The 19547-nt window shown below is 67.1% G+C and carries 13 protein-coding genes and 1 riboswitch; of the genes, 5 read left to right on the plus strand and 8 right to left on the minus strand.

Translation table 11 applies throughout. The annotated features are described in order from the left end of the window. Nucleotides 1-6: 6 nt before the first annotated feature. Genes FHR97_RS11000 through FHR97_RS11010 form a run of 3 tightly spaced genes read right to left on the minus strand, consistent with a single transcriptional unit; the run spans nucleotide 7 to nucleotide 5223 of the window. Nucleotides 7-1476 carry an ATP-binding protein gene (locus tag FHR97_RS11000; RefSeq protein WP_183383854.1) on the minus strand — a complete coding sequence of 490 codons (1470 nt, stop codon included), beginning with the start codon at nucleotides 1474-1476 and terminating at the stop codon, nucleotides 7-9. A 38-nt stretch (nucleotides 1477-1514) separates the two neighbouring features. Continuing rightward, nucleotides 1515-4886, minus strand: coding sequence for a sigma-70 family RNA polymerase sigma factor (locus tag FHR97_RS11005; protein WP_221187770.1), 3372 nt, complete (start codon nucleotides 4884-4886; stop codon nucleotides 1515-1517). A gap of 55 nt (nucleotides 4887-4941) precedes the next feature. Next, entirely contained in the window at nucleotides 4942-5223 is a 282-nt protein-coding gene (locus FHR97_RS11010) for a hypothetical protein (protein ID WP_183383856.1), read from the minus strand. Between the two features lie 1101 nt (nucleotides 5224-6324). Next, a riboswitch (TPP riboswitch) is annotated at nucleotides 6325-6450 on the plus strand. Between FHR97_RS11010 and FHR97_RS11015 the strand changes: the two genes are divergently transcribed. The 4 genes from FHR97_RS11015 to FHR97_RS11030 all read left to right on the plus strand — a co-directional run bounded on the left by FHR97_RS11015 (nucleotide 6440) and on the right by FHR97_RS11030 (nucleotide 11466). Then, on the plus strand, nucleotides 6440-7828 hold the full coding sequence (locus tag FHR97_RS11015) for an SLC5/6 family protein (protein ID WP_183383857.1): 1389 nt from the start codon (nucleotides 6440-6442) through the stop codon (nucleotides 7826-7828). Its footprint overlaps the riboswitch before it by 11 nt. A gap of 69 nt (nucleotides 7829-7897) precedes the next feature. Beyond that, entirely contained in the window at nucleotides 7898-9586 is a 1689-nt protein-coding gene (gene ilvD, locus FHR97_RS11020) for a dihydroxy-acid dehydratase (protein WP_183383858.1), read from the plus strand. A gap of 4 nt (nucleotides 9587-9590) precedes the next feature. After that, on the plus strand, nucleotides 9591-11138 hold the full coding sequence (locus tag FHR97_RS11025; protein ID WP_183383859.1) for a hypothetical protein: 1548 nt from the start codon (nucleotides 9591-9593) through the stop codon (nucleotides 11136-11138). Between the two features lie 139 nt (nucleotides 11139-11277). Next, nucleotides 11278-11466: a hypothetical protein gene (locus tag FHR97_RS11030; protein WP_183383860.1), complete on the plus strand. Its 189-nt coding sequence runs from the start codon at nucleotides 11278-11280 to the stop codon at nucleotides 11464-11466. A 27-nt stretch (nucleotides 11467-11493) separates the two neighbouring features. On the opposite strand, the gene FHR97_RS11035 is transcribed toward FHR97_RS11030, so the two are convergent. The 4 genes from FHR97_RS11035 to senA form a co-directional block, all read right to left on the minus strand. After that, nucleotides 11494-12996, minus strand: coding sequence for a PhnE/PtxC family ABC transporter permease (locus FHR97_RS11035; protein WP_183383861.1), 1503 nt, complete (start codon nucleotides 12994-12996; stop codon nucleotides 11494-11496). Between the two features lie 23 nt (nucleotides 12997-13019). Continuing rightward, nucleotides 13020-13673, minus strand: a complete 654-nt coding sequence (locus tag FHR97_RS11040) for an ATP-binding cassette domain-containing protein (RefSeq protein WP_183383862.1) — start codon at nucleotides 13671-13673, stop codon at nucleotides 13020-13022. Then, on the minus strand, nucleotides 13673-14542 hold the full coding sequence (locus FHR97_RS11045) for a putative selenate ABC transporter substrate-binding protein (RefSeq protein WP_183383863.1): 870 nt from the start codon (nucleotides 14540-14542) through the stop codon (nucleotides 13673-13675). The genes FHR97_RS11040 and FHR97_RS11045 overlap by 1 nt, the downstream gene beginning before the upstream one ends. 83 nt (nucleotides 14543-14625) lie before the next feature. Further along, a complete protein-coding gene (senA, locus tag FHR97_RS11050; protein ID WP_183383864.1) occupies nucleotides 14626-15975 on the minus strand; it encodes a selenoneine synthase SenA in 1350 nt (449 codons plus the stop codon). Between the two features lie 23 nt (nucleotides 15976-15998). On the opposite strand from senA, the gene senB reads away from it, so the two are divergent. Continuing rightward, nucleotides 15999-16985 (plus strand): selenoneine biosynthesis selenosugar synthase SenB, encoded by a 987-nt coding sequence (gene senB / locus FHR97_RS11055; RefSeq protein ID WP_221187771.1) that lies wholly within the window; start codon nucleotides 15999-16001, stop codon nucleotides 16983-16985. A 4-nt stretch (nucleotides 16986-16989) separates the two neighbouring features. Here the strand turns inward: senB and selD are convergent, their stop codons facing one another. Further along, a complete protein-coding gene (gene selD / locus FHR97_RS11060; protein ID WP_183383865.1) occupies nucleotides 16990-19287 on the minus strand; it encodes a selenide, water dikinase SelD in 2298 nt (765 codons plus the stop codon). Nucleotides 19288-19547: the final 260 nt, after the last annotated feature.

Consider the following 19547-nt stretch of genomic DNA (forward strand, 5'->3'; position numbering starts at 1 on the left):
CCTTTCTTAGTTCCCATCCATCTCTGGCAAGGAGGCTACGATGGTCGGATAGTTGTGAAATGGGTCGGTAGACGAAAGGGCCCGGACCGCGGCTTCGGAGCTCATGCCCCTGCGTTCAGTCATATCGCGATAGAGAGTAAGGAGAACCTTGCATACGCCTTCTGGTGCCTCCTCGGTCTCGCCCGAGAAACCGGTTCTTGGCGTGTCCTTGCTCTCGGCGGTGTCGAGCCAAATCCGCTGTACTGGAACTGTCTCCTCGACGACTCTCAGCATTGCCCGAACAAGGTTGGCTTGATCGCCGACGGCCTCGATCACAGCGGCTACTGCGGGATGCTCTTCATCAATGCGGTAGCGCACGCCGTCTCGTAGCCGTTCAACCCGCCACGCCTGCTCAACCTGCACACCACTAGGACCTGGCCTTGATTCGCCGCGAAAGGCGAAGACCTTTCTGGCTCGTTCCCTCGTATCCTCGGCAAGCTTTGTGAGCCATGGACGCACGGTTACCGGAGGGCGAGCCGTCGACTTTTTGACGTCGATCTTCCAGTCGGCATCGGCAGTGTTTGGTATATCAAGGCGAATTCGGGCTAGTCGGTGAGACTCCTCACGATTCCATGCCTTGCCCTGTCCGAGGCCAAGCCATCCCCCTGCGAGCAACAGGCGGTGGTTCCTATAGACATAGAAACCCTGATGAGACGTCCAACCCTCTGGACCACCCGCCCTGCGAAAGTCATCGTCAGATAGCCGGTCCTTGTGCGGCAGGACGTGGCACTGTACCTCGACGGCACCAGAAGGTGTGAGTATTCGTGCAATAGGCGATTGCCATGGCTTCGCTGGGTGTCCCGACATGAAGGGGTCCCAAGGATTCACTGGCTTGTCATTGATGAATAGTCGAAAAGCCGGATTTGGACCTTCGATTAGCCGGTGAAACACTATGGCCAATCGCTGCTCAACGCTGTCCACTAAGTTTGCGAAGTGATCGAGTTTGTAGCCAGGAGTGACAATCCGGTCCAGATTTTCCCAGAGGACGAGCGTTCCAGAACTAAGCGAGTCAACCTGATCAATATTAGATTCAGAGCCCCGGGCCGGTCCCTCGAACATTCTCCAGTCATCGTCAGGCGAGGCGGCGATAGCGTCTAGATCCCAACGCAGACAAGCAACGAGGGCATCTCTTCTTCTGGATGCAACGGTGAGGCAGCGGCACTGTGAGAAGGAAGCGGTCTTCAAGCCCATCCCGAAGCGACCGAGATCGGTTGGCATGCGTTCGTCGAGAGGGCTTCTTGCGCCAAGCGTCATCGCTGTCTCGAGTTCGGCATCGTCCATACCTTGGCCGTTGTCTAGAATAGAGATTCGGCTATGCACTCCGTCCCAGTCGAATCTCACTCGAACTTCGGATGCCCCTGCGGACACGCTGTTATCGATCACATCCGCCAAGGCTGCTGCAGTCGAGTATCCGAGGCCCCGGAGGGCCTCCAGCATCGCGCCGGCTCGAGGTGGTGCGTGTCGGGTTCGTTCGCTCATCTGATGTAAGTAGTTCCGAAAAGGAGTGTGAAACCAGCGGCCGTCATCCTGCGGATGATCTTGCGAACCTGAACGTCGGGCTGTGCCGGCAGCGAAACGAGAACTTGCCCACCTTCGGAACGGGAGTCTTCTACACTCAAGCCCATGGCCCGTGCTTCCTCGAGGAGGAAGGACAGCTCCTCCTCGTGACGGGCAGAAATGGCCTCAGCGGGGGACTTGGACGAAGTTGGCTTCTCATGCGATTGCGGAGTGGCCCTGAACGTGCTTTGGCGCAGCAGGGGCACCTCTACTACTTCCCGGGTAGCTTTTCTCGAGCTCGGAGCTTCCGAGGGCTCGTGGGGAGCAGTCGGAGTCGGAGGGGGTGGAGCTACTTTCCGAGCCGTTTTTCTCGCACTCGGGGGTGCTGGGGACTCGCGGGGGACCGTCGGCGCCGGAGAGGGGAACTCAAAGTCTTCGCCCATGTATACAGATAACTTTTCTTTCCTGGACGGACTAGAAAGCTTTTTCAGGGCCTTTGACTCTATCTGTCGGATCCGTTCGCGGGTGACGTCGAATCCGCGCCCGACCTCCTCCAAGGTCATGGCCTCCTCTCCTTCAAGTCCGAAGCGAAGAGTAATGACCTTTTCAGATCGCTCATCGAGCTCTCTGATCATATATAGCAGAGTCGTCCTCAGGGAGGTAGCCTCAACAGCAAGAGCTGGATCTGAAGGCTTGGAATCAGGCAGGGACTCGAGCGGAGAGAGCCAAAGATCGTGGTTGGTATCGTCCAAGGAGGCTATGTCCGCAAAAGTATTCAAGAGAAACCTTACCTTATCCAGCGGAATACCTGTTCTACGGGATGTTTCTTTCTCAGCCTCTGGATGCCCTGTCCTATCTTCAAATTCCTTTCGCTCGCGTAGGATTTTTCTAGCGTCAGCATGGAGATGCACGGGCACTCTAACGACCCGCTCCTTATCGGCGATCGCACGTGTGATCTGCTGACGAATCCACCAAGTTGCATATGTAGAGAAGCGGAAGCCCTTGCGCCAGTCATATCGCTCGACGGCCTTCATGAGTCCAATATTACCTTCTTGCACAAGATCGTCGAACGGTAACCCTGACCACCTGTATTTCTTGGCGATTGAGAAGGCTAGGCGTAGGTTTGAGAGGATCATTCGCTCTCGTGCGGTGGACTGACGCTGAAGCGCAAAGGCGAAGTCCGCGCCGTTTGAGTCTTCTTCTGTATTTTTAGCAAGTTCGATCAGAAAGTCTTGGGAAAGAGCGGCAGTGGCTAAGGAAGAGCGAATTCGTTGTGAATCGTTACCTAAGGATTTTGCTTCGGAGATTGCGGTAACGAATCTCGCTGCAGCCGGGTCTAGTTCGACGTATTCACTCTCGTCGTCCATCCTTACATCCACCAAGTTCGCCTCGCACTCTTCAGAGGGTTCGGGTCCGGAGCTGAACATCTCTACGTCGGCCTCTCCGCGGGCCACCCTGTCTGCGGCTTCGAACACGGATGCTAGACCCGAGGGCCAGCAAGAAAGAGCCTCCAGCGCGTCGGTGTTAGCCTCCTCTATTGTACGCGCCAATGAGATCTCTTCTTCTGCATCAAGCAGTTTTCCCTTGAGACTCTTGACGTAGAACCGCAAGGGTTCATTCTTTCCTGAGGCGAGATCCTCCGCAAAATCGTAGGCTTCAGAAAGTTCGTATTCCTCGTCGATGGTTGGGTCGCCGAGAAATGGAGGTTCTCCCATATCAAGCACGTTGTCGATCACTGCTCCGAGATCACCTAGGACGAATGTTAGAAGCCTCTCGGCTTCCTCGTCGTGCGAATTATCCTTCTTCAGGCAGGCCTTTGTCAGGGTATCTTCGGGTACTGAGCCCTCTCGAAGGGCTCGGAATAACAGATCGCGGAGGGCTCCATTCTTTCCGCTATTTCGGATAAATGGAGGGGCTCTGTTGGGAAGAAATAGGTCGATATCATCCCAGTCCTCGTCGCTGTCTATCGCCTTGTGTCTACCGATCGCCTCGTGCAGGACACGGATATCTTCAGCTACGGCCTTGTTACCCTCAGGGGCGACTGCCTCGGGTTCTTCCTCCCAGTCGTCCTCAAATCCGAAGTCAAGTGTATCAACATCTAGATCGATGGCATTAGAGGCCTCTTTCCCCTTGACGACAGACTCGTGGCTGACGAACGGGCGATAATTCTTCGTGAGAACTTCATTGTCTCTAGGGCTAGTAGGCTCGACGGAGGCGTCCTGTTTCTCGATTTTTATGGTCGAACTCATGGAGGACGGGCCGACGATGGCCGTCGACTCCACTGGTTCGTCGAGTCTCGAGTCACTAGTGCTGGGCGAAGCCCTTGGAACACGTGCCTCATTGGCTATGGTTTCGTCGCAATCGGAAGTGACAGCCTCGGACCCTACCTCACAGGAGTCTCCGAATCCGGGGTCGGGCGGCTCGTCACCTGGAGAAAGAGTGGCCGGGGGGGCGTCCACCTCGTCGACAGGTTCGGGTTTGACGAGCGGGAGAGGAGGCTTCGCGTAAACCTTATCTGACCCGTGAGTGGCAAGTGCTTCGGGGGTATCCTTGTACTCGACTTTGAGTGCCAAAACTACCGGGCATGGTTCGGCGATCCCCCTCGGCACCTTCAACTCATCGAACCTCGATTCGCCTTCGCCAGACGCGGCTTCTAGAGAATGGGTCTCTTCATGTACTCTTTCGTCACTCTCGGGGGGGGGAGCCTCCGGCTCCTCCTCCCAATTATCCTCAAATCCGACGTTGATCGGCTGGGCAACTAGATCAAGGCTGTCGGAGGGCTCGTCTGCCTCGGTGAACGGTTTGAGTCGAGCATTTCTCGCGTTAACCTCATCTGCTTTCGGAGTGGTAGGTTCAGGTGCAATGGGGGCAGATTGTTCCTCAACTGTAAATGCTGAGCCCTCGGGGTAAGGTGCCGAGACGGCTGCTGCTTCTTCCACTCTATCGAGCATCGACTCCCTTTCTCCAGACGAGCCATCTTCCGCCGTTGGTTCATCAGCCATCTCTGTTGACGGGGCCTGGGCAGCCGAATCGACCTTATTCGTCACACGAAAGGCTTCCAATGACTCGCTCAGCAATGCGATGCATTCAGTACATCCCCCTTTTTTTGCGTGCTCCAAGGCGCTCTTTCCCTTGAGGTCAAGCAGCGTTGATCTTGCGCCAGCTGCCAAGAGCAAATGCACGACCCGTTTCTTCTTCCGGGCTGCGGCGAGCATCAAGGGTGTGGCTCCATTCTTGTCGCGTGCGTCGAGATCATCACCCCGCTGTATGTGTAGTTTGACTGCTGTCTCGACGCCGGCGATCACCGCCACGCGGAGTAAAGGGTTCAGTTTCTTCACTGGCTCCTCCATGCTCCGAGCTCTTTCTGATAGGACGTATTACGGATGGCAGGAGTGCTCTCCGCCTCTATGAGGACGAGTGGATCATGTACCTATTTTCCGTTGTCCAGAGGGGAGCGTGGCGATCGTGGTGTGTTGGGAAGGCGGGCCCAGAGCCGCTGCTCACCCCATTGTGGATCATTTGGATTGCAAGATAGCTGCCAACCATGAGCTTGCGCATTACAGCCCGAAGGGCAACCTTCGGATGGAGTTCACACTTGGTGATCTGGTCATCGAAGGCGGGGTAGGGGGCGGCTGCGATCAGATGCAACCGCCCATGGGCGTGCTCTTTTGCTTTATAAATCAGCATTGATTCTCCCTGCGAGGATAATCTCTCTAGCTTTTATCGCTGTTATATCATCTTGGGAGAGTCTAGGTCACACCTAGCAGGTGGCCTTCGGCTTGAGGCTCGAGACCCACGTTCATCCCCTATCGCCAGAGGATTCCCGCCGAACGCGTCACACGAGGCTGAGAGTGCCATACGGGCCGACCTTGGAACCTGATCCGGGACAAGTCGGCGAGAGGAGGAGCGACATGGCGTATCTGACTTCTGCCGTACTCAACGCTGTAGAGCGTTGTTTTGCCCTTTTGGGACGGATTTCCCTGATGGGACGAGTGCCGCGGGGGCAATGACTCGGGTGTCTCACTCGTTCTGAGCACGGCGCTCCTCCAGCAACTCTAGCACCGGCTCCAACTGGCTCTCGTGCAGGATCAGCACGCTCTGGCCGTCCTCTCCCTCGGTGGGCACCACGATCGCGAACTCGCTCTAGATGGAATTCATGGACCTCACGGAGGCCCTCGGGCGTCTCGCAACGGATCGAGCGGTAGGCGTCATCCTCGTCGTAGGTCAGGCGGTGGTAGACCTAGAAGAAGGTGAAGAGGGTGAGCCCGCGGGGAGGCCAGCCAGTGGGCCGGGCTCTCTCGGGTCGCCCCGTCGATAGGCTGGCTGGCCCCGGAACTCGGCGATGCCTTTGCCAGGGCTCGGCCAACGAGGTGGCATCCCGGAGCAGCAGGGGGAGGGGGCGGCGGCCTGGTGGTAGCTCCCAGCGACGAGGCGCATGGAGGCGAGGACGTCCAGGCAATGGTTGCGGTGTCACAGCTCCCGGGGGCGAAGCCGCCGTTCTCCCAACCGTGGATCACCCGCAGGAGCAGCCGGCCATCTGCCATGGGCTGGCCGACCAGCGCCTCGAGGGCTACCCGCAGGTGCAGCAGGCGTTCGCTGACCCGGTTGTCGAAGGCGGTGTGGGGCTCGGCGAATATCCGGTGCGGAAGCCCGAGGGCGTGTTCCCTGGCTTCGCAGCAGGGCATGGCGGTTTCCGGACGACTGGTCGTTCGAAATCGGACCCTGCTGTGTCATGCTGGTGTGCGAACGCGATATCGGCCGATATCGCGTTCACCAACACAATTCATTCACTGTCGCCAGGGGAGTCCCGCTCGCCCGGATATTGCATCCGGCGGGGGCTGAGAGAGCGCTCGGCGCTGACCCTGGAACCTGATCCGGTTCATGCCGGCGGAGGAAGCGCGACATGCCTTACCTGACGTCAGCCGTGCTTGGCGCGGCGCTGCTGTGTTTCACCGTGCTGGGCCTGCGGGCGCGGCGCGCCGACGGGCCCCTCGACGATTACGTCACCGCCCGCAACTCCCAGACGGCCTCGACCCTCGGCCTGTCCTTCCTGGCCTCCGGCATGGGCGCCTGGATCCTCTTCGCCCCGCCGGAGATCGGCGCCTTCGTGGGCCCCGTGGCCCTGGCCGGCTACGCCATCGGCTCGGCCCTGCCGTTCATCGTGCTGGGCCTGTTCGGGCCGGCCATCCGCCGGCGCCTGCCGGAGGGCCGCAGCATCGGCGAGTACGCCGAGGCCTGCTTCGGGGCCGGGGTGCGGCGCTGGGTGTCGCTGGTATCGATCCTCTACATGGCCTGCTTCCTGGCCGCCGAGCTCACCGCCATCGGTGCCATCACCGGGCTGCTCTCCGAGGTGCCGCCCGCGCTGGTGGTGTTCGGGGTGGCCCTGGCCACGCTGCTCTACACGGCGCTGGGCGGCCTGCGGGCGAGCCTCGCCACCGATCGCTGGCAGGCCTGGCTGCTGCTGGCGCTGCTGGCCGTGGTCGGCGGGGTGGCCCTGGTCCGCCTGCCGGCGCTGCCGGCGGAGGCCGCGATGCCGTCGATTCCCGCCGTCGATGCCCTGTCGGTGGCCCTGACCCTGGTGATCGCCGTCACCGCGGCGAACCTCTTCCACCAGGGCTACTGGCAACGGGTCTGGGCGGCCCGGGACGCCCGGGCGCTGGGCCGGGGCGCCTGGCTGGGCGGCGCCATGACCGTGCTGGTGGTGGCGGTGGTCGGCGGCCTCGGCATCCTCGCCGCCATGAGCGGGCTCGCGCTGGGCGAGCCGCCGATTCCCTTCTTCGCGCTGCTGGCCGGGGCGCCGGACTGGCTGGCGTTGCCGGCGCTGGTGCTGGCGGTGACCCTGGTCGCCTCCAGCGTGGATACCCTGCAGAACGGCATCGCCTCCCTGGTGGTGGCCGGCGCCGGCCGGCGGGGCCTGTCCCTGCCGGTGGCGCGCTGGGTCACGGTGGCGCTGATGGTGCCGGTGGTGGTCATCGCCCTGCAGGGGCTCTCGGTGCTGCGGCTGTTCCTGATCGCCGACCTGCTGTGCGCCGCCATCGTGGTGCCGGTGCTGCTGGGCCTGTGGCCGCGGATGAGCGCCGCCGCGGCCCTGGCCGGCGGCGTGGCCGGCCTCGCCGGGGCCGTGCTGCCGGGCTGGCTGGCCAGCGGCAGCCTCGTGGCGGGCCTGCTGGCGGCGAGCTTCCCCGGCGGCGTGCCGACGCTGCCGCCCTTCCTCGGGGCGCTGCTCGCCTCCACCCTGGTCGGCCTGCTGGTGGCCTGGTGGCGACCGGCCAGGGCGCCGCATACCGTCTGAACGGTTGCCAGGCCGGGGGATGACGGCCACCCTCTGAAGGTCACCCGACCGAACAGAGGATGTCTCGCCATGAGCGATACGCCACAGGATCCGCGCCGCCGCCATTCCGCCCCGGTGGTGGATGGCGTCGGCAAGTCGGCCAGCCGCGCCATGCTGCGCGCGGTGGGCTTCACCGATGCCGACTTCGCCAAGCCCCAGGTGGGCATCGCCTCCACCTGGAGCCGCGTCACCCCCTGCAACAGCCATATCCATGAGCTCGCCGAGCAGGCCAGCGCCGGCGCCGATGCGGCCGGCGGCAAGGGCGTGATCTTCAATACCATCACCATCTCCGACGGCATCGCCAACGGCACCGAGGGCATGAAGTACTCGCTGGTGTCCCGGGAGGTGATCGCCGATTCCATCGAGACGGTGGCCGGCTGCGAGGGCTTCGACGGCCTGGTGGCCATCGGCGGCTGCGACAAGAACATGCCCGGCTGCCTGATCGGCCTGGCGCGGCTCGACCGGCCCAGCGTCTTCGTCTACGGCGGCACCATCCTGCCCGGCGAGGGACACACCGACATCGTCTCGGTGTTCGAGGCCATGGGCGCCCACAGTCGTGGCGATCTCGACCTGATCGAGGTCAGGCAGATCGAGGAGACGGCGATCCCCGGTCCCGGCGCCTGCGGTGGCATGTATACCGCCAACACCATGGCCTCGGCCATCGAGGCCCTGGGCATGAGCCTGCCCGGCAGCTCGGCGCAGAATGCCGTGTCCCGGGCCAAGCACGATGACAGCCGGGCGGCGGGGGAGGCGGTGCTGACGCTGCTCGAGCGCGACATCAAGCCCTCGGACATCATGACCCGCGAGGCCTTCGAGAACGCCATCACCATGGTCATCGCCCTGGGCGGCTCCACCAATGCGGTGCTGCACCTGATCGCCATGGCCGATGCGGTGGACGTGCCGCTCGCCCTCGGCGACTTCACCGAGATCGGGCGGCGGGTGCCGGTGCTCGCCGACCTGCGGCCCAGTGGCCAGTACATGATGAGCGAACTGGTCGAGATCGGCGGCATCCAGCCGCTGATGAAGACCCTGCTCGAGGCGGGGCTGCTGCATGGCGACTGCCTGACCGTGACCGGGCGGACCCTGGCGGAGAACCTGGCGGGCGTCGCGCCCTATCCCGAGGGCCAGACGATCATCGCCCCCCTCGAGGCGCCACTGAAGGCCGAGAGCCACCTGCGCATCCTGCACGGCAACCTGGCCCCGCAGGGCGCGGTGGCCAAGATCACCGGCAAGGAGGGCATCCGCTTCTCCGGCACGGCCCGGGTGTTCGGCTCCGAGGAGGAGGCCCAGGCGCGCATCAACGATGGCAGCGTGGTGGCCGGCGAGGTGGTGGTGATCCGCTATGAGGGCCCCCGCGGCGGGCCCGGCATGCGCGAGATGCTTACCCCCACCTCGGCGATCATGGGCCGCGGGCTCGGCAGCGAGGTGGCGCTGATCACCGACGGTCGCTTCTCCGGTGGCAGCCACGGCTTCGTGGTCGGCCATGTCACCCCCGAGGCCTTCGACGGCGGACCCCTGGCGCTGGTCGAGAACGGCGACACCATCACCATCGATGCCGAGACCGACACCCTCGAGGTGGCCCTCGACGATGCCGAGCTCGCGCGGCGCCGGGCCGCCTGGCAGCCGCCGGCGCCGCGCTATACCCGCGGGGTGCTGGCCAAGTACGCCCGCACGGTCAGTTCCGCCTCCACGGGGGCGGTGACCGACCGGCCGGTCTAGCCCCATGCACCGGGCCCGTGCCGCCGGGCGCGCGACCCGGCCGGCGCTGCTGCTGGCGCTGCTGCTGCTCGCGGGCTGCGCCAGCGCCCCGGCCTGGCGGGAGGCCTCCCCGCCCGACCGGCGGCACTGCCTGGCCCTGCTCACCGCCTTCGACGCCGCGGTGGCCGAGGCGGGCGTCGTCGATGCCGGCCGGGCCCGGGTCGCCGGCTTCCCCTACCTGCGCACCGACCGCCTGCTGGCGAGCTTCGCCCCGACACTGCGCCATCATCCCGAGGCTTCGCGCTATGTCGCCTGGCTCGGGCGGATGCGGCGGGGCGATGCCGAGGCGCGCCAGATCGAGGCCGCCAACCTGCCGGCCCCGGCGCGCCGCCGCCTGGCCCGGCGCACCGGTGGCGAGGCGCCGGCCGCGGCGGCCAACGCCTGCGCCGACCGGCTGCTGGCCGAGGAACTGCTGGGGGCGGAGGATGGCCCGGCCAGGGCGGCGCTGCGCGAGGCGGTGGTCGCGCCCGATCACTATGTGGATACCTGGCGGGTGCTGGGGGGCTATCCCCTCACGCGGGTCGGGCTGTCCCTGGGCTATGGGCGCTGGCGGGACGACTACCTGGCAGGCTTCGACGCGCCCTTCCCGGGGCGGGGCCAGGCGCGGCGCTACGCGCCCGCGCTGCCGGAGGGGCCGCCCCTGGACGGTGAGGCCGCCGCCCGGCTGGTGCGCGAGGCCCCGCGCGGCCCCCTGGGGTTGGTCGATCTCGACGACGAGACCCTGCGGCGCCTGGCGGCGTACCACGCGCCGGTATTCGCCATCGAGACCCGGGGCCATGACGACCGTCTCGGCGCCCCCTACTGGCGGCGGGGCCCGGCGCGGCCGTTGCCGGCGGTGGACACCAACCGGCCGGTGGCCGACGTGCGCCTCGCCCATACCCGCTTCGGGGGACGGGTCCTGCCGCAGCTCGTCTATACGGTGTGGTTTCCGGCTAGGACCCGGCTTGGGGCCTTCGACATCCTCGGCGGCCGCCTGGACGGGGTGGTATGGCGGGTGACCCTGGGGCCCGATGGCCGGCCGCTGATCCATGACAGCATCCACGCCTGCGGCTGCTATCACCTGTTCTTCCCGGTGCCGCCGCTGCGCCGGGTGCCGGTGGCGGCGGATCACGACCTGCGCGAGGCACCGCTGACGCCGGCGTACACGCCGCCGCGGGCCGCGGGGCAGCGGCTGGCGCTGCAGCTGGCGGCGGTCAGCCACTACCTGGTCGGTCTGGACACGGTCGATGACGCCATCAGTGCCGACGCCGGCTATGCCCTGCGCTTGACCCGCTCACCGCCGCGCTACGGGCGCCGCTCCCTGGTGCTGCCGGACGGCGGGCGACGCAGCCTGTTCGGGCCCGAGGGCATCGTGGCGGGGACCGAGCGCCTCGAGCGCTTCCTGCTGTGGCCCGCGGGGATCCGCAGCCCCGGAGCCATGCGCCAGTGGGGCACCCATGCCACGGTGTTCGTCGGCCGGCGCCACTTCGACGACCCCTTCCTGTTCGAGGAGGCCTTCGAGTGGCCTCGCTGACGCGCCGTCCCTGGCGTGTGGCGAGCGTGCTGGTGGCGATGCCCACTGGCAGGCCGCCCGCGTCAGGAAGCATGGACGTAATCGCATCGCCTTTGAACTAGCCTTGTGGAAAGCCCTTCGTTGCCCAAGAGGAGGCGATATGCCGAAGTCAGGACCGAAGCAAGCCCGGGTCGAGCCCATCCACGAGGCCGAGAACATGAACCTGCCGGTGATCGGTTGGCACGTGATCGACGAGACCGACCCCGACAACGAGATTATCGTCTCCGAGCACGATACCGAGGCGGAGGCGATACGGACCGCCGAGGAGTACGAGCAGCGCGAGGATTGACCCCGGCGGTGCCTGTCGCCGGCGCGGTCAAGGCTCGCTGGTCGCGGTATGGCGAAGCCGCAGGCGGGCCCGCAGGTGGCGGGCGAGGATGTCCACGCCGATGTTGAGCAGGGCGGTGATGACGATCAGCACCAGGGCCTGGTCGAAGCGGATCTCCTGGATGGCGCTGTCGACGTAGAAGCCCAGGGTGGCGATGCCGAGGATGCCGAGGATGGCCGTCTCGCGCATGATGATTTCCCAGCGGTAGAAGAGGAAGGCCAGGAAGGGGCCATAGAGCCGCGGGGTGAGCTCGAAGGCATAGCGCTCGACGCCGCGGGGGGCATCCGGGCGCAAGGCGATGGCGTTGCTGCGTCGGCCGATCAGGTGGCCGATGATGCCGCCGTTGTGGATGGCCAGCGCCACCACCGCCGGGAGCATCGAGGGGCCCCAGAGCTGGAGCAGGATGAAGGCCAGCAGGTATTCCGGGGTCGAGCGCAGGATGACCAGCAGGGTGTGCCCCAGCGCGCCGCTCAGGCGGTTCGTGAAGTGCCGCGAGGCCAGCGGATAGAGGGCCAGGGTCAACAGGCCGGTGACCACCAGGGCGACCTGGGTCAGGATCAGGGTGTTCCAGATGCCGGGCAGCGCCTGGTCGGCGAGCAGCTCGCCGAGCCACGGCAGCAGCCCGTCGAGGCCCTCGCCCCGGCGCAGCGGGGCGGGGACGATGTCCTCGGTGAAGAAGCGCGATACGTTCTGCCAGCGGATCGGCAGCCCGCTGCCCAGCAGGAAGGGGGCGGCGAGCAGGTAGAGGGGCAGCAGCCGCGGGCGGACCCACAGCTTGAGCGTGGCGATCAGCCCATAGAACAGCAGCAGCAGCGCCCCCACCGTGGCGTACTGGCCTTGGGAGAAGGACGAGTCCAGGTAGAAGCCGAGGGTGGGGATGCCCACGAAGCCCAGCACGGCGCTGGAGCGCAGCCCGCACTCCAGCCGGTAGGCAGTGTAGCTGACCAGGTGGGGCCAGGCCTGGCTGATGCGCGTGTAGGCCAGCGCCGAGATCCCCCCGGTGCCGTGCGGGAGGATCCGGGAAGGCTCGGGGTCGGTCTCCTCGAGGATCTCGGCATAGACCTTGGCGAAGACCCCGGCATAGGGAAGGGCGATGGCCAGGACGCCGGTCAGCGGGTGCAGTCCGAAGAACTGCAGGAAGATCAGCGCCCAGAACAGCTCATGGATGGCCCGCACGAAGGCGCAGAGGGTGCGCACCGTGCGGTGGCGGAACACCAGCGCCAGGAGCATGCCGGCCGCGGCCCCCAGGCCGACGCCGACGAAGGCGAAGGCCAGGGTGCGCAGGATCGCCTCGCCCAGGTAGTCCACGGCGGTGAAGTTCGGCTGGACCACCCCCAGCAGGAGGCGTCCCAGCTCCCCCCAGGGGTCGTGGGCGCTGATCCGGAAATCGGCCAGCAAGGCGCAGGCGATGGCCAGGACCACGAAGGCCAGGCTGGTGCGAACGGTGGGCGAGTGCCAGAAGGCCGCCTTCCCTGTCCGGTAGGAATCCATCTCGCGACGTGCCTCTTTCCCCTTCAGTACAGGACCCGCAGGTCCTGGGGACCGAGGGCATGGCTGGGGGCATCCAGGGCGATGGTGCCATCGGCGATGCCGATCACCCGGTCGGTGTAGCGCAGCGCCAGTTCCACGTCGTGCATGGCCAGCACGGCGGTGGGGTAGGCCTCGGTCAGCGCCGCCATCACCGTCTCCGACAAGGGGCCGTCGAGCGCCGAGACCGGCTCGTCGGCGAGCAGCAGCTCGCCCTGCTGGTGGATCGCCCTGGCCGCCGCGACCCGCTGGCGCTGGCCGCCGGAGAGTTCGCCGCTGGCCGTCCAGCACTTGTCGGCGATGCCCAGTTGCTCCAGCAGGGGAAGGATCGTGGCCACGTCGCGGCGGAAGGGACGCACCAGGCTCGCCAGGTTGTACCAGGCGGAGCGCCTGGCGAGCCGGCCCATGAAGACGTTATGGAAGACACTCAGCGACGGCACCAGGCCCAGCTCCTGGGGCATCAGGGCCACCCCCTGGCGTTGCCAGTGCCGGTGCATGATGCCGAGCAGCGTCGACTTGCCGGCGCCGCTCTTGCCCACCAGGGCGACCCGCTCGCCCGGGGCCAGGGTGATGCTCAGCGGGCCGAGGACCCGCTGCGTGCCGTAGTCGGCGACGATATCGGTGAGTGCCAGGGAGTCCATCAGTCGAGGATGTCGAGCTGTCGGCCGACCTCGCGGATGACCTCGTAGTCGTCGTTGCTCACGGGGATGAAGCCGGACCGCGGGAAGCTCTCGAGCAGCGCCGGGTCGTCCATGTCGAGCAGCGCCTGCTGGACGCGATCGGCGAAGCCCTCGCCGAAGCGCTCATCGACGTCGCCACGGATGCTCCACTGGTAGTCCGGGTAGGCCGGGGTCTCCCAGACGACCCGGACGCTGTCGGTATCGACGTTGCCGGCCTCGACCTCGTTCTCCCAGACGGTGTAGTTGAGGGCCCCGAGCTGATAGGCCCCGGTGGCCACCAGCGAGGCGGTGCGGCTGTGGTTGCCGCTGAAGCCGACCCGGGAGAAGACCTCCTCCGGGCCCTCGCCGAAGGCCTCGCGCAGGAAGTGCTCGGGCATCAGCCGTCCGGAGGTGGAGCCCTTGGAGCCGAAGGTGAAGGTCATGCCGCGCATGGCGTCGACCAGCCCGGCGCCTGCCTCCAGGCCCGTGCTCTCGTGGGCGATGAAGTAGGTCCGGAACTGGGCGTCCTCGACGCCCTGGGCCAGGGCCCGGGAGCCCGGCACTCGCTCGCGGGCCTGGACCCCGGAGAGGCCGCCGAACCAGGCCAGCTGCACCTGGTCGTTGCGGAAGGCGCTGACGGCGGCGGCATAGGACTTCACCGGCACGAAGCGCACCTCGACATCGAGCTGGTCCTCGAGATAGTCGGCGACCTTCTCGAAGCGCTCCTGCAGGCGGGTCTCGTCCTCGTCGGGGATGGCGGTGAACACGAAGGGCTCCGCGGCACCGGCCAGGGGGGCGGCCAGGGCCAATGCCAGGGTGAGAGAGAGGGCGAGGGTCAGGCGTCCGAGCATGGGGGCTCCTTACAGGAAAGGGGCGAGCAAGCCGACATGTTACCCAAAAGTCCGGGGCTTTCCGATCCAGCCACGCGCCGGCCTCAGCGCTCGCAGGTGCGAAAGCCGGCCAGGATATCCTGTCGGTCGGGCGTGAAGAAGTTGCGATAGCCGTTGTGGATCAGCCGCGAGCGGGTGGCCCAGGCCCCGCCGCGCAGCACCCGGCGGCCCTCGGCGAACCAGGGCGCCGAATAGTCGCGATAGAGGTCGGGTTCGAAGCCCGGGAAGGGGCCGAAGGGCGAGGCCGTCCACTCCCAGACGTTGCCCAGCATCTGGCGGCAGCCGAAGGCGCTGTCGCCCTCGGGCAGCGCCGCCACGTCGAGGCATCCCAGCTGCCAGCCGTCCAGGTTGGCGAGCCGACCGTCGGGAGGCGCCTCGCCCCAGGGGTGGCGGCGCTTGCCCGGGGCGAGCGATCGGCCGTCGGGGCCGGGCGCCCGGCTGGCGGCGACCTCCCACTCGGCCTCGCTGGGCAGGCGCCGGCCGGCCCAGCGACACCAGGCCTCGGCCTCGTGGAAGCCGACATGCACCACCGGCCGGTGAGGCGCCAGGGGCTGCCAGCGGTCGAAGCGGCGTTCCTCCCAGCCGCCGGCGGCGGCCTTGCGCCAGTACAGGGGCGCCTGCAGGTCGCGTCGCGCCCGCCATTCCCGGCCGGCCGGGCTCCACAGCTCGGGTCGGGCATAGCCATCGTCGTCGACGAAGGCGGCGAACTCGGCGTTGGTCACCGGCGCCCGGGCGATGGCGAAGGGGGCGACCTCCACCTCCATAGGCGGCTTCTCGTTGTCGAAGCGGAAGGGCACGGCGTCGTCGGAGCCCAGCCGGTGCCGTCCGCCGGGAACGGCGACATCGCCGGGCAAGGCCCCGGCCGGCGCGTCGAGGGGCGCCTGCCCCGGAGTCGGCGATCCCAGTGCGGGCGGCGGGTCGCCCAGGGTCTGGCGGGTATAGACGAAGGCCTCGCCGTGCATGTCCTCGTGCAGGGTGGTGAGCTGGTAGACATAGCTCTGGGCGGCACTGGCCAGGCCATCGGGCAGGCGCTCGAGCATGGCCCGCTGGACCCGGGCCAGGTAGTCCAGCGTCTCCTCGCGGGAGGGCAGGGGTAGCGCCCAACGCTCGTCGTGGGCGATGCTGCTGGAATCGAACAGCCGGTCGGCGCCGGCGAGCCGGTAGTCGGGCAGGCCATGGAGCCCGCGCAGGGCGAAATGATCATGGAAGTAGCCCAGGTGGCCGAGCTCCCACAGCGGCGGGTTGACGATGGACAGGCAGGGCCCCAGCTCGCGGATCTCGAGAAGATCCTGCATCAGTGCCAGGCTGCGGTCACGGGCATCGGTGAGCATCGCCGCCAGTTCGTCGGCGGCTCGGGGAGGAGTTGGCGGTGTGCTGAATGATGTGGAGGGCATGCTGACCTCGTCAAGGAGACTCCATGGCATTGAAGGTAGTCCTGATCACACCGGCCGGACGAGGATCGCGGGCCGGCAACCGGGCCACGGCGACCCGCTGGGCGCGACGCCTGCGCGAGCTGGGCTGCCGGGTGCGCCTGGCGGCGCCGGAGGGTGCCCCGGCCACCTGGCGCTTCCGAGGCCAGCCGCCGGACCTGCTGTTCGCCCTGCATGCCTGGCGCAGCCATGCGGCCATTCGTGCCTGTCGCGAGACCTTCGCCTGCCCGGTGATCGTGGTGCTGACCGGTACCGACGTCTACCGCTTCCAGCATAGCCACCCCGAGGTGTTCCTCGACAGTCTCGCGTCCGCGGATGTGCTGGTCGGCCTGCACGACTGCCTGGAGGAGGACCTGCCGACGCGCTTCCATCCGCGCCTGCGAATCGTGCACCAGTCGGCGCTGCCGCTGCCGTCACGGGCCCCGAGGCCCAATGAGCGCACCTTCGAGGTGCTGGTCGCCGGCCACCTGCGCGAGGAGAAGGATTCGCTGCGCACGGCCCTGGCCCTGCGCGACCTGCCGCCGACCTCGCGGCTGCGGGTGGTGCAGCTCGGCGGCGCCTGCAGCGACGACTGGGCCCGCGCGGCGCGCGACGAGATGGCCCGCAACCCGCGCTTCCGCTGGCTCGGCGACCGGCCCCGCTGGCGGGTACGTCAGTGGATGTCCCGCTCGCGGCTGATGGTGATCAGCTCGCGCATGGAGGGGGGCGCCAACGTGGTCAGCGAGGCCTGCGTGGCCGGCCTGCCGGTCGTGGCCTCCCGCATTCCCGGCAATCGCGGCCTGCTGGGCGAGGACTATCCCGGCTACTTTCCCGTGACCGATACCGAGGCCCTGCGCGACTGCCTGCTGCGCGCCGAGCGGGAGCCGGCGTTCATCGAGAGCCTGCGCCGTCACGTCCAGGCCCGGGCGCCGCTGTTCCGCGTCGAGGCCGAGCGGGAGGCCCTGGCCGGCGTGATCGCCGCCTGCGGCCTCTGAGTCCTCATTCCCTCAGCACGATGGGTTCCAGCGCCTCGCCGGCGTCCAGGACGCGGCCGATGATCGCGGCCTGGGGGTAGCCTTGGGCATGCAGGGCGGCGAGACAGGCCTCGACGCGTTCCGCCGGCACGCCGGCCAGCAGGCCGCCGGCGGTCTGGGGATCGAACAGCAGCGGGTAGCGCGGGTGTCCGACCCAGGATGCCTGGTCGCGAAGGGCCCGGCGCAGGCGCACGTTGGCCGGCTGCAGCGAGCTCAGGATGCCGGCGGCGACGGTCTCCTCGGCGCCCCCGAGGATCGGCAGGGCCGCCAGGTCGAGCTCGGCATCGACGCCCGAGGGGCGCGTCATCTCCACCAGGTGGCCGAGCAGGCCGAAGCCGGTGAGGTCGGTACAGGCGGTGGCCCCATGCTCGCGCAGGCAGGTCGCGGCCTCGCGGTTCGAGAGGCACATGCTCTCCAGCGCGGCATCGATCCAGCGCCCCTTGGCCCCCAGCCGGGCATGGGCGGCGAACAGGGTGCCCGTGCCGATGGGCTTGGTGAGGATCAGCGCCTGGCCGGGGCGCAGGCCGCCTTTCGTCAGGATGCTGTCGCTCAGGGCAGCGTCGCCCTCGGCGTCGATCAGGCCGTTGACGGCGAAGCCCAGGGCCAGCTCCTGGCCCTCGCCGGTATGGCCGCCGACCAGGGCGCAGCCGGCCGCATTGAGCACCTCGACGGCGCCGGCCATCATCTGGAAGACGGTATCCTCGACCTTGACCTCCAGGCCCTGGGGCACCGTGGCGACGGCCGTGGCGGTCTGGGCCTCGGCGCCCATGGCGAAGATGTCGCCCAGGGCGTGGTTGGCGGCCACCTTGCCGAACACATAGGGGTCGTCGATGAAGGCGCGGAAGAAGTCCACGGTATGCACCATGGCCTTGCCCGGCGGCACTCGGACCACGGCGGCATCGTCCGGGGCGTGCAGGCCCACCAGGACGTCCTCGCGTGCCACCGGTTGCAGGGTCGAGAGGGCGCGGGACAGGGTCGTGGCACCGACCTTGGCGCCGCAGCCACCGCAACGCATGGCGATGGCCGAGATGGCCTGGGCGTTTTCCTCCTCGTCGAGGGCCACCCGACTCGGCGCCCTCGCCCTCCCGGTGTCTTCCGCCATGGGCGGCAGGTCGTTGAAACGCGCCATGAAACGCCGGTCGATCCAGTTCTTCCAGCGCCAGACCCAGTCGCCGGCCAGGCACAGCTCGCCACGCGAGGCCACGGCGTGCCGATCGCCGGTGCCGATCAGCGCCAGCCACCGGGCCTGGGGGCGGTAGGGCTTCAGGGGGCGGCCGGTCACGGCGGCGCGCAGGTTGTCGGCCAGCGGACGACCCTGGCGCACGGCGAAGACGCCGGCCTTCTCACGGGGATGGTTGACCTGGTGGGCGATATCGCCGGCGGCGAAGATCCGCGGATCGCTCAGCGACTGCAGGGTGTCCCCGACCTTGATGAAGCCGTCGTCGTCGAGCTCGAGCCGGGTGTCGCGCAGCCAGCCGGCGCCGCCGGCGTTGGTCACCCAGACGATCTCGTCGGCCTCGTGCCAGCTGCCGTCGGCATCCTGCAGTCGGCCGGCGTCGACGGCGGTGATGTCGGTGCCGGTATGCACGGCGACGCCACGGGCCCGGAGGTGGTCCCGGAAATTCGCCCGGACACGGGCATTGTGGGTCGGCAGGAAGGCCTCGCCGCGGGTGAAGAGGGCAAAGGCCAGCTCGTCCGGGTCGCGACCCCGGTCGGCGAGCTCGCCGCGCAGCCGATGCTGCATGGCCAGCAGCAGCTCGACGCCGCCGGCTCCGCCACCGACCACGGCGATGCGGGTGGTGCCCGGGTGGTGGATGACGCGCTCGAGCAGCGTCTGCCAGCGGTCGTCGAAGCGATGGATGGGCTTGACCGGCACGGCGTGCTCCCCGGCCCCCGTGACCGTATCCACTCGCGGCGTCGAGCCGATGTTGATCGATAGCTGGTCGTAGGGCACCGGGGGCCGCGCGCGGCAGAGGACGCGCTGCCCCTCATGGTCGATGCCGATCGCCTCGTCGCGCAGGAAGCGCGCCCCGGCGTATTCCGCCAGGCGGCGCAGGTCGATATGCACCTCGTCATAGGCGTAGTGACCGGCGATGTAGCCCGGCAGCATGCCGGAGTAGGGGGTATGGGAGTCTCGACAGATCAACGTCAGCCGCACCCCGGGTTCGGGCCGCATGGCGAAACGCCGGAGCACGCCGACGTGGCTGTGGCCGCCCCCGACCAGCACGATATCGCGTAACACCGGTTGCTGCGGTTGCTGCATGCTCTGGCTCACTCTAGATTGAGGTGACGATCGCCTTGTCGGTCCAGTCTAGGAGCCTGTCGGACTTGACGCTGATCTGCTACGAAATCCGGGCTTTCGGCCAACTTCATTCGATCTATTTCGTTAAATGGCACGCTATTCGCCTCAATAGATCGATAAATTTGACTCGAAATCCGTCTTTCTCGCGACGATCGGTCAAATCCGCCAGGCTCCTGGAGCCATTCCGGCCATGGGGCGCCACCCTGGCGTTCGGGGGCGTG

Origin of the sequence: Halomonas stenophila, assembly GCF_014192275.1 — a bacterium.
Taxonomy (GTDB): Bacteria; Pseudomonadota; Gammaproteobacteria; order Pseudomonadales; family Halomonadaceae; genus Halomonas; species Halomonas stenophila.

Coding starts and splice junctions, on each gene's coding strand:
- FHR97_RS11000 (WP_183383854.1), bottom strand. CDS start 1,476: ATGCTGGAGGCCCTCCGGGGCCTCGGATACTCGACTGCAGCAGCCTTG.
- FHR97_RS11005 (WP_221187770.1), bottom strand. CDS start 4,886: ATGGAGGAGCCAGTGAAGAAACTGAACCCTTTACTCCGCGTGGCGGTG.
- FHR97_RS11010 (WP_183383856.1), bottom strand. CDS start 5,223: ATGCTGATTTATAAAGCAAAAGAGCACGCCCATGGGCGGTTGCATCTG.
- FHR97_RS11015 (WP_183383857.1), top strand. CDS start 6,440: ATGCCTTACCTGACGTCAGCCGTGCTTGGCGCGGCGCTGCTGTGTTTC.
- ilvD (WP_183383858.1), top strand. CDS start 7,898: ATGAGCGATACGCCACAGGATCCGCGCCGCCGCCATTCCGCCCCGGTG.
- FHR97_RS11025 (WP_183383859.1), top strand. CDS start 9,591: ATGCACCGGGCCCGTGCCGCCGGGCGCGCGACCCGGCCGGCGCTGCTG.
- FHR97_RS11030 (WP_183383860.1), top strand. CDS start 11,278: ATGCCGAAGTCAGGACCGAAGCAAGCCCGGGTCGAGCCCATCCACGAG.
- FHR97_RS11035 (WP_183383861.1), bottom strand. CDS start 12,996: ATGGATTCCTACCGGACAGGGAAGGCGGCCTTCTGGCACTCGCCCACC.
- FHR97_RS11040 (WP_183383862.1), bottom strand. CDS start 13,673: ATGGACTCCCTGGCACTCACCGATATCGTCGCCGACTACGGCACGCAG.
- FHR97_RS11045 (WP_183383863.1), bottom strand. CDS start 14,542: ATGCTCGGACGCCTGACCCTCGCCCTCTCTCTCACCCTGGCATTGGCC.
- senA (WP_183383864.1), bottom strand. CDS start 15,975: ATGCCCTCCACATCATTCAGCACACCGCCAACTCCTCCCCGAGCCGCC.
- senB (WP_221187771.1), top strand. CDS start 15,999: ATGGCATTGAAGGTAGTCCTGATCACACCGGCCGGACGAGGATCGCGG.
- selD (WP_183383865.1), bottom strand. CDS start 19,287: ATGCAGCAACCGCAGCAACCGGTGTTACGCGATATCGTGCTGGTCGGG.